Genomic DNA, 13,621 nt, shown 5'->3' with positions numbered 1-13,621 from the left:
GGGCGTTCTTTTTTTGCGTGAAATTAATTATATAGGGGGAACATCGAATGAATTATGAACAAGCCCATGAAGCATTTATTGCGCAACATCTAACAAGCAGGACAGGTGAAAGACGGGGAAGGTTGGAGAGAGGACATCGTCATGCCGAAGAAATGTTTTTGCAGAATGTATGGTGGCCACTTCGTGGGGACTTCAAGGATCTGCATCCGGAGTATGAGGTGCTGGATTGGCGCGGACGATCATACTTTGCTGACTTTGCGTATTTGCCAGGACCAGTGAAGCTGTTGTTCGAGATCAAGGGTTATGCAGCACATGTACGAGACATGGACCGACAAAAGTATAGCAATGAGCTGAATCGTGAAACTTTCCTGTACGGGATGGGGTACCAAGTAATTTCATTTGCCTATGATGATGTGAACGAGCGGCCTGATTTATGCATCACATTGCTGACTATGGCGCTAAGTCGACATCAGGTTGTTAGTGTACCGGGCGGTAGACTTCTACTCGCTGAGAAGGAAATTATCCGTTTAGTTGTCCGTAAAGCTGGGACAGTGCGTCCAAAAGATGTGTCAGATTACTTTGGGTTAGATCCCAAGACTGTACGAACGATGTTAGTTAATTTATGCGAAAAAGGCTGGCTGGCTCCAGTAAGAAGGGGAGTTGGTGTCAAAAATGTTGAGTATAAACTGGCACGTGATGTTCTTTATTATTGGGATTGAACAGAATGTAGCAAAGTGTGAAGTAGTGACAAGTAATTAGGGAAATTCTCCCTGATCTATGCTTGATATTGCTCGAAATAGGCTAGATTGCGGAAAAACTCCCTAATTAATGGGCGATTTCCACGTTTTGAGCCTTCTGAGCAAATAATCAGGGAGGATTTCCCCAATTATCGGCAATCGGCATACTGTTCTGAAGGTTACTTTGCGTGCTTAGCGAGTGTGATGAACGGAGTAAAGTTTGGATACCGAGGGCTGTAGAGTAATCAAGGTACTTACCCATCAAAAGGTTACTTTGCGTGCTTAGTGAGTGTGATGAATGGAGCAAAGTTTGGATACCGAGGGCTGTAGAGTAATCAAGGTACTTACCCATCAAAAGGTTACTTTGCGTGCTTAGTGAGTGTGATGAATGGAGCAAAGTTTGGATACCGAGGGCTGTAGAGTAGTGAAGGTAATTACCCATCTGAAGGTTACTTTGCGTGCTTAGTGAGTGTGATGAATGGAGCAAAGTTTGGATACCGAGGGCTGTAGAGTAATCAAGGTACTTACCCATCAAAAGGTTACTTTGCGTGCTTAGTGAGTGTGATGAATGGAGCAAAGTTTGGATACCGAGGGCTGTAGAGTAATCAAGGTACTTACTCATCTAATGGTTACTTTGCGTGCTTAGCGAGTGTGGAGAATGGAGCAAAGTTTGGTTACCGAGGGCTGTAGAGTAGTGAAGGTAATTACCCATCTGAAGGTTACTTTGCGTACTTAGTGAGTGTGATGAATGGAGCGAATTTTGGATACCGAGGGCTGTAGAGTAATCAAGGTAATTACCCATCAAAAGGTTACTTTGCGTGCTTAGCGAGTGTGGAGAATGGAGCAAAGTTTGGTTACCGAGGGCTGTAGAGTAATCAAGGTACTTACCCATCAAAAGGTTACTTTGCGTGCTTAGTGAGTGTGATGAATGGAGCAAAGTTTGGATACCGATGGACGCCAACTAATTAGGGAAATTCTCCCTGATCTATGCTTGATATTGCTCGAAATGGGCTAGATTGCGGAAAAACTCCCTAATTAATGGGCGATTTCCACATTTTGAGCCCTTCTGAGCGAATAATCAGGGAGAAATTCCACAATTGTCAGCGTAGAGGGCATATATAACGAATAATCAGGGAGGATTTCCGCAATTGTCGGTAAGCCAGCAATGGCATCCCCATTCCAAGCCAAAGGATACTCTGCGTACTAAGCGAATTCGGCGCATGGAGATACTCAATTCAACAAATCCTCAATTGTGCGTTTACTAATTACCGAAACGGCTATACTACCTAATAGTAGCCAAAGGTGGAAAGGTAGACTGAACGAAACAGGAGGATGACCTATGGAATTAAGTATAGTTGTGATGATCGTGCAGCTCTTTTTCGCGCTGGTTATCGGCGTATACTTTTGGAATCTGCTGCGGGGTCAAAAGACAAATAAGACAGCGGTAGAACGAGAGTCGCGCAAGGAATTGGATAAACTTCGAAAAATGCGAATGATTTCACTGACCAAACCATTGTCGGAGAAAACTAGGCCGGCTTCTATTGGAGATATTGTCGGACAAAAAGACGGGCTGCGCGCCCTGAAGGCCGCACTATGTAGCGCTAACCCGCAGCATGTGATTATCTATGGTCCGCCAGGAGTTGGCAAGACTGCCGCAGCGCGTGTAGTCATGGAAGAGGCGAAAAAAAATGTTCTTTCCCCTTTTAAAAGTGACGCCAAATTCACAGAGATCGATGCCACAACCGCTCGTTTTGATGAGCGTGGTATTGCCGACCCGTTAATCGGATCGGTGCATGATCCTATTTATCAGGGCGCCGGAGCTATGGGCGTGGCGGGTGTGCCACAACCGAAGCCGGGAGCGGTGACGAAGGCGCATGGCGGGATTCTCTTTCTGGATGAGATCGGTGAGCTTCACCCCATTCAGATGAATAAGCTCTTAAAGGTGCTGGAGGACCGGAAGGTGCTATTAGAGAGCGCATATTATAATTCGGAGGATAATAATACTCCGGCTTATATTCATGATATTTTTCAAAATGGCTTACCGGCTGATTTCCGGTTAGTTGGCGCTACTACGCGTTCCCCGGATGAGATCTCTCCCGCGCTGCGCTCACGCTGCATGGAGATTTATTTCCGTCCGCTATTGCCGGATGAGATTGCAGTCATCGCGCGTGACGCGATACAGAAGATCGGACTGAAGCCAAGCCCGGATGCTGTCACTGTAGTGCAGCAATATGCAACAAATGGCCGGGAGGCGGTTAATATGATTCAGCTCGCAGCTGGATTAGCGCTAACTGAGCAAAGAGATACGCTAAACGCTGCTGATGTAGAATGGGTAGCAGGCAGTAGCCAGCTTCCACTTCGTACAGAACGCAAGATTCCTTCGGCGCCTCAGATTGGATTAGTTAATGGGCTCGCAGTGTATGGACCAGGAATGGGCACCTTGCTCGAAATCGAGGTATCCGCAGCGCCTGCGCAGAATGGTCAAGGTAGACTGAACGTAACCGGAGTAGTAGATGAGGAAGAGATCGGTGGAGGTTCTCGCACGATTCGGAGAAAGAGTATGGCCAAAGGCTCGGTTGAGAATGTATTGACCGTACTGCGCACCATGAATCTGGAGCCGGACCGTTATGATCTGCATGTCAACTTCCCTGGGGGTACACCGATTGATGGACCTTCAGCAGGAATTGCGATGGCCGTGGCTATCGTCTCCGCTATTCGTGGTCTGCCCGTGGATAATACCGTAGCGATCACTGGTGAGATAGGCATTCATGGCCGCGTGAAGCCTGTTGGTGGTGTAATTGCGAAGGTGGAGGCTGCTTTTCAAGCGGGAGCTACTACGGTGCTTATTCCAAAAGAAAACTGGCAGTCCTTATTCGCTGATCTCGCCCCTCTACGAGTCATACCTATGGAAACGGTGGAAGAAGTGTTCCGTCATCTGTTTGGTGCCGATACAGCAGATGTAAGGCTTCCTGCAGTAGCCGGCGAGCTATTCTCTGCAGCACCTTCACTGCTGAAGGCTGATGCCGCTGGGGAATCTGCAAAGGGCTAAGCTTAAATTATAACTTCAAATGTGAGCTAGGTTGTATTGAGTTGTGGACGAGTAAATCGAGACTTACCGCTGTAAAATAAAGGGAGCTGCAGGTGTGTCTGCTGCTTCCTTTTTTAAAATATAGATTCACACTTTCCATAATCCTTACATTTCTTTGAGAAACGTTGCTGTTTTTTAAGGATAATAAGGTTGTTTATTCTTAAATTGCAAGTACTTTGTTGGTGTTTTGGGGCTGCTTTTGTTAGAATGAATTCATATGAGATTAATTGAGAGCCATGGGAGGTGCGAAAGCGATGATGACAAATAAAACAAAAGGTCGTCGTTTTCCTTTATTACCGCTAAGAGGTCTTCTTGTGTACCCAAGCATGGTTCTTCACTTGGATGTGGGCCGTGAGAAGTCAGTTCGGGCACTAGAAAAAGCTATGGTTGAAGATAATTTGATTCTTCTTTGTTCACAGTCGGAAGTGAATATTGAAGAGCCTGGTCAGGACGATATTTTTCGGGTCGGTACTGTTGCGAATGTGCGACAAATGCTGAAGCTGCCAAACGGTACGATTCGTGTACTGGTTGAGGGTGTAGAACGAGCCGAAATTATTAATTATATCGATAATGATGAGTATTATGAGGTCATGGCGCGCGAGCTACCAGAAGAAGAAGATAGCGATCAAGAGTGTGATGCGCTGATGCGTACAGTACTTAATCAGTTCGAACACTATATAACGTTATCCAAAAAAGTGACACCAGAGACACTGGCTGCTGTATCCGATATTGAGGAGCCCGGTCGCCTTGCGGATGTCATTACGAGTCATTTATCGCTAAAGATTAAGGATAAGCAAGAAATTCTAGAGACGATTGATGTTAGTAAACGGCTGGAGAAGCTTCTTGATATTCTTAATAATGAGCGTGAAGTGCTGGAGCTTGAACGCAAGATCAATCAACGTGTGAAGAAGCAGATGGAGAAGACGCAGAAGGAATATTATTTGCGCGAGCAAATGAAAGCGATCCAGAAAGAACTCGGTGAGAAGGAAGGTCGAGTGGGAGAAGCGGAAGAGCTGCGGACTCTAATGGAAGAAAAGAATTTGCCGGAACGTGTAAAAGAGAAGATGGAGAAGGAAATCGATCGTCTGGAAAAAATGCCAGTAAGCTCAGCGGAAGGCGGCGTAATTCGCAATTATGTGGATTGGCTGCTGGGGCTTCCTTGGAATGAACAGACAGAGGATGACCTTGACATCAAGAAGGCAGAACAGGTACTCGATGAGGACCACTACGGTTTGGAAAAACCAAAGGAGCGAGTATTGGAATATTTAGCCGTTCAACAGCTGGTGAAGAAGTTAAAAGGTCCGATATTATGTCTTGTAGGGCCTCCAGGTGTGGGCAAAACCTCACTGGCTCGTTCCATCGCCCGTTCACTCAATCGTAAGTTCGTTCGCATTTCGCTTGGCGGTGTGCGTGATGAAGCGGAAATCCGTGGTCATCGCCGGACTTATGTCGGTGCAATGCCAGGCCGAATTATCCAAGGGATGAAGACGGCAGGTACGATTAATCCGGTTATCCTGTTAGATGAAATTGATAAGATGGCTGCAGATTTCAGGGGAGATCCATCTTCGGCATTGCTTGAGGTATTGGACCCAGAACAGAACAATACGTTCAGTGACCATTTCGTCGAGCTACCGTTTGATTTGTCGAACGTTATGTTTGTGACTACCGCAAATGTGGTGCATAATATTCCGCGTCCGCTACTAGATCGGATGGAAATGCTGTTCATTCCGGGTTATACAGAACTGGAGAAATTGCAGATTGGCAGCCGTTATCTTTTGCCGAAGCAGAAGAAGAATCACGGTCTTGCAGAAGATCAACTGATCATCGAGGATGACAGTTTATTGCGTATCGTGCGTGAATATACCCGTGAATCCGGAGTGCGTAATTTGGAGCAGCAGATTGCAGCGTTATGCCGCAAAGCCGCGAAACAGATTGTGTCTAAGGAAAAAGAAAGTGTGGTCATTCTGCCGGATGACATCAAGGATTACTTAGGTGCATCGAAATACCGTTACGGTATGGCAGAGCTCGAAGACCAGATTGGTACAGTAACTGGGCTGGCCTGGACTGAGGTTGGTGGCGATACACTGCTGATCGAAGTGACGGTTGTGCAGGGAACGGGCAAGCTGACACTTACTGGACAACTGGGCGATGTAATGAAGGAGTCGGCGCAGGCTGCTTTCAGTTATACACGTTCGAAGGCGGAGGAGCTGGGGCTCCAGCCCGATTTTTATGAGAAGATTGATATTCATATTCACATTCCTGAAGGTGCGATTCCGAAGGATGGCCCATCTGCAGGGATTACGATTGCTACCGCGTTGATCTCCGCACTCACGAAGCGTTATGTTTCGAAGGATGTAGCCATGACCGGTGAGATCACCCTGCGTGGACGCGTGTTGCCGATCGGTGGACTGAAAGAGAAGTCTCTCGCTGCACACCGTGCCGGATATAAAAAGATCCTTCTTCCAAAAGACAATGAACGTGATCTAAAAGAAATTCCAGAGAGCGTGCGTAATGATGTGGAGTTCATACCAGTATCTACTATGGATCAGGTCTTGCATCATGCATTAGTAGAGCATCATAATGAAATTAGCAGTGAGCCACCGAGTAGTGTGCATTAGAAAGGAAGTCCTATGAAAGTTAATATTGCCGAATTTATAATCAGTGCCGTTGGCCCTGATCAATACCCTGATGATGCTTTGCCAGAGGTTGCTCTGGCAGGGCGCTCCAATGTAGGGAAGTCCTCCCTCATTAACCGAATGATTAACCGCAAGAATCTGGCTCGGACAAGCTCCACCCCAGGTAAGACCCAGCATATGAACTATTACCGTATCAATGAAGACAGCATGTATTTTGTTGACTTTCCAGGTTACGGATATGCTAAAGTGTCGAAGACGCAACGTGCAACATGGGGCAAGATGGTGGAGAAATATCTCTCTGAGCGCGATACGTTGAAGCTTGTTCTGCTCATCGTGGATCTACGTCATCCGCCGACCAGTAATGATAAGATGATGTTCGATTGGTTGAAGCATTATGATCTTCCTATGTGTGTAGTAGCGACAAAGGCGGATAAGATTCCGAAGACTCGCTGGCAAAAGCATATTAAGATCATGAAGCAGGAGCTTGGCGTGCTGCCAGGGGATAATTTCATTCCATTCTCTTCAGAGATTGGCCTTGGTAAAGAAGAACTTTGGGGCTTAATCGACGGGTATGTTCTTTCCTCGAAGGATGAAACTCCAGATTCTGAGGATGCTGAAATAGATGCAATTGAACCTCAGCAAGAAGAATCTACTGAAGCTTAAGACAGAACTCATTTACAATCAAGCAACCGTTCCTTTTGGGAATGGTTGTTTTTTTTGCCGTTAAAACTAAATTTTCTGTGAGAAGGGACCGATAGATAACATATGAAAGATATCCATTGCCACATCTTACCCTTTATGGATGACGGAGCCGCTGATTGGGAATCCGCTCTCGCCATGGCGCATGACGCCTACAGAGACGGGATTACTTCCGTCATTGCCACACCACATCACGCCAACGGTCAATATATGAATAATGCCTCCAGTATAAGAGAAGCAGTGGAATTGATGAATGAGAAACTTCATCAGCATGGAAATCCACTGCTTGTTCTTCCAGGTCAGGAAATTAGAGTGTACGGGGATTTACTGGATGATCTGGAGCGGGGGCAACTGCTAAGTCTTGCAGACTCGCGGTATATTTTGCTAGAAATGCCTTCTTCACGAGTCCCACGCAACATGGAAGAAATCTGTCACGAGTTGATCATTCAAGGATTCGTTCCGGTCATTGCTCATCCGGAGCGTAATGCTGAGGTAGCTGCCGATCCTTCTAAGTTAGAAAGATTGATAGAGCTAGGATCACTAGGTCAGGTAACCGCACAAAGTCTTGCAGGCGTCTTCGGGAATAAACTTCAGAAGCTATCCCTGGAGTTATGTCGTAGAAATGCAGTACATGTGTTGGCCTCTGATGCACATGACAGTGTTCATCGTCCTTTTGGACTAAATGCTGCTTATGTGGTTTTAGAGAAAGAATTAGGTCCTGAGATGCGCGACTATATGCGCGAGAACTCTCAGCAAATTGTGGCAAATGGTGAGGTTAATCATGGTAATCACGTACAAAAAAGGAGGAATAGACACAAATTGTTTGGCATTTTTTCCCGAAAGGGCTGACTAATCTACCTAATAGTGGTAGAATGGGTTTTATTGGGTGAATCGTTGATATACGTAATAATGTAGACATAAGGTGAAATAGTCTAGGACTATAGTAATAAAATGGATTTAAATACATATAAAGAGGTGGATATTTAGTGACTTTGAAAAAGAAACTAGTAGTATCGACATTAGCAGCAAGTATGGTAGCAGCATCCGTAGCGGGTCTTCCGCTCAGCAGCAAAGGATTAGCAAATCAGTTTGGAATCGTTGGAACTGCATCTGCAGCGACTAGCTCGGATTTTGCAAGCTTGAAGGAGCGTGCAACGAAGCTTTATAGCACACTTACTGATGCTGATAAGCAGACGCTTCGTGATTTCCGTACTGAGCTTCAAGGCCTTTCACGTGGACAACTGGAAGCAGATTTCGCACCTGTTCTGGCTCAACTTGAGCTTAGCGATGCAGAAATAACTACATTGTTTGATCTCTATTTAGAAGTAGTATCATCTATCTATACTCCGGATTTATCCGCAGTTACAGATATTCTGAAATCCCCTAATTATGATGCTTATCAAGCACTACTGAAGAAGATCGGTGAACAAGCCGGTGTTACAGATCTTTCGGTTGAAGAAGTGTACAGCTTCATCTTTGGTTCAAACGGTGTTGAACAGCAGCTAATCAACTTGCTAAAAGGAAAATCAGAATCGGAGCTGGCTGACCTTATTATTCATCCGAACAGTGAATTGGCTAATAAAGTGAAGACTCTTGTTCTCGACAGCACCATTGGTACTGCGAACTATTCCTTGAGAGCATCTCTTGCAGAACTTAAGATTACTAAAGAGATGATTGCAGCAACCAAAAACAATGTTGAATCCACACTTACTAATGAAAAAGCAGCCGCTTTAGTGTTGGCGAAGGCTTACTATAACGCCTATCTAAAAACATCTACACCAACTAATCCACCTAATCCAGGAACTTCCGATTCCAGTTCCATAACAACTCCACCTGTACTAACAGTGGATCAGAAATTGACTGCTGCTGCTACTTACGATGTATCTAAACTGGTACAAGTAGTAGATGGTAAAGCAACTGTGAAATTGGTAGATACCGATACAATCAATGCATTGGCTAATCTTGCTGCTGCAGCTAAAGCTGCCGGCAAAGAAGGAACTGCCCTTACGCTGACATTGAATCTTGGCACGATCACTGCGCCTACGGTTGAAGTTCCATTGTCCAAAGCTATTGTTGAAGCAGCTAAGACTAATGGAATTGCAAATATCGCAGTAACCTTTAATGGCGTAACCGTAACGATTCCTGTAAGTCAGTTCAGCACAGCGATTGCATTGACTGTAACAACTGCTAAACCAGAAGTCGTAACTTCCGTTACGCAATTGAAATTGGCTTCGGATGTTTATGAATTCGGACTTAGTGTGGATGGTGTAGCAACAAGCACATTCAAACAACCAATCACCATCAAACTTCCGCTTAAGAACACTGAGGGTCTTGATAAAGAATTACTGTCCGTAGCGAAGCTTGTATACGGCAGCCTGCAATTCCAAGGTGGTGTACTTATAGGAGAGTTCATCGTAGAACCGCGTGATACCTTCTCTTCCTATGCAGTGCTTGAGAATAAAGTAAACTTTACGGATATTGCTAGTGTACAAGCATGGGCTGGCAAACAAATTCAAGTCGTAGCTGCAAAAGGCGCGATTGAAGGCGTAGGCGAAGGTAAATTCGCACCGAAGAGCAATGTAACTCGTGCAGAGTTCGCTAAAATGCTGATTCGTGCGCTTAACCTGGAGAACAATTCAGCCGTACAAAGTTTTAGCGATGTAAGTGGGGCGGCTTGGTATGCACCATATGTAGCTGTTGCAGCAGAAAAAGGAATCATTACTGGCCGCAGTGCGGACAAGTTCGATCCTAATGCAACTATCACACGTGCAGAGATGGCAACAATGATTTCCCGCGCAGTGAAATCTATGAATCCAGCTGCAACAACAAATGTAACGGCAATTAGCCAATTCTCCGATGCTGCTAAGATCAGCGCATCTTTGAGAGATGGCGTAGCATTCGCAGCAGATCATAACTTGGTTATCGGAAATGCTGGTAAGTTCAACCCGAACGATACAGCTACTCGTGCTGAAGCAGCAGTAATTATCTACCGTACCATTAACTTTAAGTAAATAAATTTAAAAGTATAGAATACAGCCTCCTCTCATGTAGGTGAGAGGAGGCGCTTTTTTGCCAATCGAGAAGTGTTCGAATATTGTAACGAAATATTTCAGAAATAGCTTGGAGGTAATTACACTTGTCATCACAAGAATTGGATCTTCGCGATTATTTTCAGATCGTCAGGAAGAGACTATGGCTGATTGTTAGCATAGTTGTTTTGGTGTGCGGTGTTGCTGGTGTGTACAGTCTGTATATTAAGAATCCGGTGTATGAAGCATCCACTAAGATTATTGTTAACCAGACTCCGACTCAGTCAGCAGCAGCGCAGCTTGATTTGAATCAGATTAATACTAATATTCAATTAATTAATACGTATAAGGAAATTATTAAGACTCCAGCGATCCTTGATATTGTTACTAGGGATTATCCGCAGTTCAATATTACTGCAGAAGAGCTGTTGAAGAAGGTTAATGTGAGCTCTGTCAATAATACGCAGGTGATGACACTTGTCGTTCGAGATAATTCGTATCAGCGAGCCGCTGAAATCGTGAATGCCATTTCACTTGTATTCAAGGACGAGATTCCTAACCTATTTAACGTGGAGAACGTATCGATTCTGAATGAGGCCAAAGTGAATCCACTTAATGAGCCAAGACCTGTAGAACCGAATGTCTTAATGAATATGGCTATAGCTTTCATCGTTTCCTTAATGATTGGTTTAGGGATTGCTTTCTTGCTGGAATACATGGACGATACGCTGAAGACTGAAGCAGATATTGAGAAATATCTTGGTCTGCCAACGATAGCTATGATTACTAGATTGGGTTCAGAAGAAAGTAAACAAGGCGCAACTCAGGCACAGATGCAAACATCCAGAAAGGCGGGCGAACTCGAACATGTCACAGCTGCCAAATAAACAACGTCATCTGATTACCGTTACGAACCCTCGCTCCCCTGTATCTGAAGCATTTCGCGCGCTGCGCACGAATATTGATTTTTCCTCTGTGGATGAGACTATTCAAGTAATTATGGTAACTTCATCCGGACCTGAGGAAGGTAAATCTACGGTATCAGCGAATTTAGCGGCAGCCTATGCACAGGCAGATAAGAAGGTATTGTTGATTGACGCGGATTTGCGGAAACCGACAGCACATAAGACTTTTTCGCTTAGTAACCGTTTCGGTTTATCGTCACTACTGTCTCAGCAGGCGGTTCTTGAGGACACTGTCCAAGATTCTGGTGTTCCTAATCTTTCCATTATGACCTCAGGACCGATTCCACCCAACCCTGCGGAAATGATGGCTTCTAATCGGATGAGTACGCTCTTGCAGGACTTACGTCAGCGTTACGATATCATTCTTATTGATACTCCACCATTATTGGCGGTTACAGATGCGCAGATCATGGCTTCCAAGAGTGATGGTGTCATTATGGTCGTCAGCTATGGCAAGGTAAAACGGGATATTGCTGTAAAAGCAAAAGCTAACCTCGATCGCGTAGGTGCAAAAATGCTTGGCGTGGTTCTCAATAATGTTAAACGTAAAGCCAGCGAAGGTTACTATTACTACTACTATGGAAATTGATTTGTTCTTTAACAATAATGTTGTTTTTGGAGGCACTGAAAATGACAGCGAAATCTAGAGTAGTTCTTTTATTCTTTATTGACCTTGCAATCATCTGGTTCAGCATTATAACATCCTATTTGTTTCGGTATCCTAATCATCCTATCCAGGATTATGTTGTACAGATGCTGCAATTTGGTGTGATTGCAACGGTTGCATTCGGTGGTAGTCTGATCTATTTCGGTTTATACCGAAGAATGTGGCAATATGCCAGCATTGGTGAGATCATATCCGTTTCAAAAGCGATTGTAGTAGGGTCAATACTCTCATTTGCAGCAGCATATTTTATATTGCCAGAACGGGTACCTTTAGCAATAGAAGTTCGGACTATGGAGACTGTTCTTGTGTTAGTTGGTGGGATTCGATTCTTGTGGAGAGTGCTCCATAATGATCGAATCAATTATAAAGATACTCAGACACATACACTTATTGTTGGTGCAGGCGATTGTGGAATACTAATTGCTCGGGAAATGATGGGTCCGTCTTTTGCTCATACGAAGCTGGTAGGTTTCATCGATGATAGTATCAATAAATATCATATGTCTATATTGGGTGTGCCCGTGTTAGGAAATCGTTACGCGATTCCCGCTATTGTGAAAGAACGGGAAATTCATGAGATTATTATCGCCATGCCTTCCGTTTCACGTACTGAAATCTCTGAAATTATTAATTTGGCGAAGAAGACAGGGGCCAAGCTAAAGATTATACCGGCGCTTAACGATCTGATTGCCGGGAAAATTTCGGTTAAGAAACTGCGGGATGTTAGTGTTGAAGATTTACTAGGCCGTGAGCCGATTGTAGCGGATTTGAACAGTATCCTAGGGTATGTCCATCATAAGACTGTGTTAGTTACGGGTGCTGGTGGTTCTATTGGTTCAGAACTTTGTCGGCAAATCGCTCCTTTTGGTCCGGACAAGTTAATGCTGCTTGGACACGGTGAGAACAGCATTTATACGATTGAGATGGAGCTGCGCAAGAAATATCCGGATCTGAATATTGTTACCGTAATCGCGGATGTGCAGGATCGCAGTCGGATGATGGACGTATTCAGTAGCAATCACCCACATGTTGTCTTTCATGCGGCAGCACATAAACACGTTCCATTGATGGAGCGTAACCCTTCGGAAGCCATTAAGAACAATGTCTTCGGTACAAGGAATGTTGCGGATTGCGCAGATAAGTATGGTGCGGAGAGATTTGTAATGATCTCTTCGGATAAAGCAGTTAACCCAACAAGTGTGATGGGTGCAACTAAGAGAATCGCTGAAATGTATGTGCAGAGTCTGCATACCACAAGTCAAACGAAGTTCTCCGCTGTGCGTTTTGGGAACGTGCTTGGCAGTCGCGGAAGTGTAATACCAGCCTTTAAACAGCAGATTGCTGCTGGTGGTCCAGTCACGGTTACTCATCCAGAAATGGTCCGTTATTTTATGACGATTCCAGAGGCAGTTCAGCTTGTAATCCAGTCTGGTTCTTTTGCCAAAGGCGGAGAAGTGTTCATTCTGGATATGGGAGAACCGGTTAAGATTCTAACATTAGCGGAAGATTTAATTACTCTCTCTGGTTATGAGCCTTATAGGGATATTGATATTCAGTTCTCCGGCATTCGTGAGGGCGAGAAGTTATATGAAGAGTTACTGACGGAAGAAGAAAATCTAGGCTCTACAGATCACGGAAGAATCTTTATCGGTAGACCTAATGTGATAAGTCTGAATCAGCTAGAACTGGAATTTAAACGCTTGGAACGTGTTCTCGCTGAAGAACCTGAAGTTATACGTGAAGTGATTAATCAGATTGTACCGATGCAGCCCGTTGCTCAAGTTGCTATCAGCTAATTCA

At 44.7% G+C, this 13,621-nt stretch carries 9 protein-coding genes; all 9 read left to right on the top strand.

Translation table 11 applies throughout. The features are described 5' to 3' along the window. Nucleotides 1-47 precede the first annotated feature (47 nt). The 9 genes from ACN6MV_RS25005 (at nt 48) to ACN6MV_RS24965 (ending at nt 13,617) form a co-directional block, all read left to right on the top strand. The gene (locus ACN6MV_RS25005) at nt 48-719 is read left to right on the top strand and encodes a type IV toxin-antitoxin system AbiEi family antitoxin domain-containing protein (RefSeq protein WP_419885088.1); all 672 of its coding nucleotides are present in this window, start codon (nt 48-50) and stop codon (nt 717-719) included. Nucleotides 720-2,076: 1,357 nt separating this feature from the next. Then, nucleotides 2,077-3,786: an ATP-dependent protease LonB gene (gene lonB, locus ACN6MV_RS25000; protein ID WP_375103864.1), complete on the top strand. Its 1,710-nt coding sequence runs from the start codon at nt 2,077-2,079 to the stop codon at nt 3,784-3,786. A 293-nt stretch (nt 3,787-4,079) separates the two neighbouring features. After that, a complete protein-coding gene (gene lon, locus ACN6MV_RS24995) occupies nt 4,080-6,443 on the top strand; it encodes an endopeptidase La (protein WP_419885087.1) in 2,364 nt (787 codons plus the stop codon). 12 nt (nt 6,444-6,455) lie between these two features. After that, nucleotides 6,456-7,124: a ribosome biogenesis GTP-binding protein YihA/YsxC gene (yihA, locus tag ACN6MV_RS24990; RefSeq protein ID WP_042130640.1), complete on the top strand. Its 669-nt coding sequence runs from the start codon at nt 6,456-6,458 to the stop codon at nt 7,122-7,124. A gap of 102 nt (nt 7,125-7,226) precedes the next feature. Then, nucleotides 7,227-8,009, top strand: coding sequence for a tyrosine-protein phosphatase (locus ACN6MV_RS24985; RefSeq protein ID WP_042130637.1), 783 nt, complete (start codon nt 7,227-7,229; stop codon nt 8,007-8,009). Nucleotides 8,010-8,146: 137 nt separating this feature from the next. Further along, the gene (locus tag ACN6MV_RS24980) at nt 8,147-10,171 is read left to right on the top strand and encodes an S-layer homology domain-containing protein (RefSeq protein WP_419885086.1); all 2,025 of its coding nucleotides are present in this window, start codon (nt 8,147-8,149) and stop codon (nt 10,169-10,171) included. A gap of 125 nt (nt 10,172-10,296) precedes the next feature. Further along, nucleotides 10,297-11,076, top strand: a complete 780-nt coding sequence (locus ACN6MV_RS24975) for a YveK family protein (protein WP_419885085.1) — start codon at nt 10,297-10,299, stop codon at nt 11,074-11,076. Next, nucleotides 11,057-11,743 (top strand): CpsD/CapB family tyrosine-protein kinase, encoded by a 687-nt coding sequence (locus ACN6MV_RS24970; RefSeq protein ID WP_339287833.1) that lies wholly within the window; start codon nt 11,057-11,059, stop codon nt 11,741-11,743. The genes ACN6MV_RS24975 and ACN6MV_RS24970 overlap by 20 nt, the downstream gene beginning before the upstream one ends. A gap of 41 nt (nt 11,744-11,784) precedes the next feature. Continuing rightward, nucleotides 11,785-13,617, top strand: a complete 1,833-nt coding sequence (locus ACN6MV_RS24965) for a polysaccharide biosynthesis protein (protein ID WP_419885084.1) — start codon at nt 11,785-11,787, stop codon at nt 13,615-13,617. Nucleotides 13,618-13,621 lie beyond the last annotated feature (4 nt).

Origin of the sequence: Paenibacillus sp. B-A-8 (assembly GCF_048572915.1) — a bacterium.
In the GTDB taxonomy this organism is placed as follows: Bacteria; Bacillota; Bacilli; order Paenibacillales; family Paenibacillaceae; genus Paenibacillus_AQ.
Note: the sequence above shows the minus strand (reverse complement) of the source record. Positions and strands in the feature narration are given on the sequence as shown.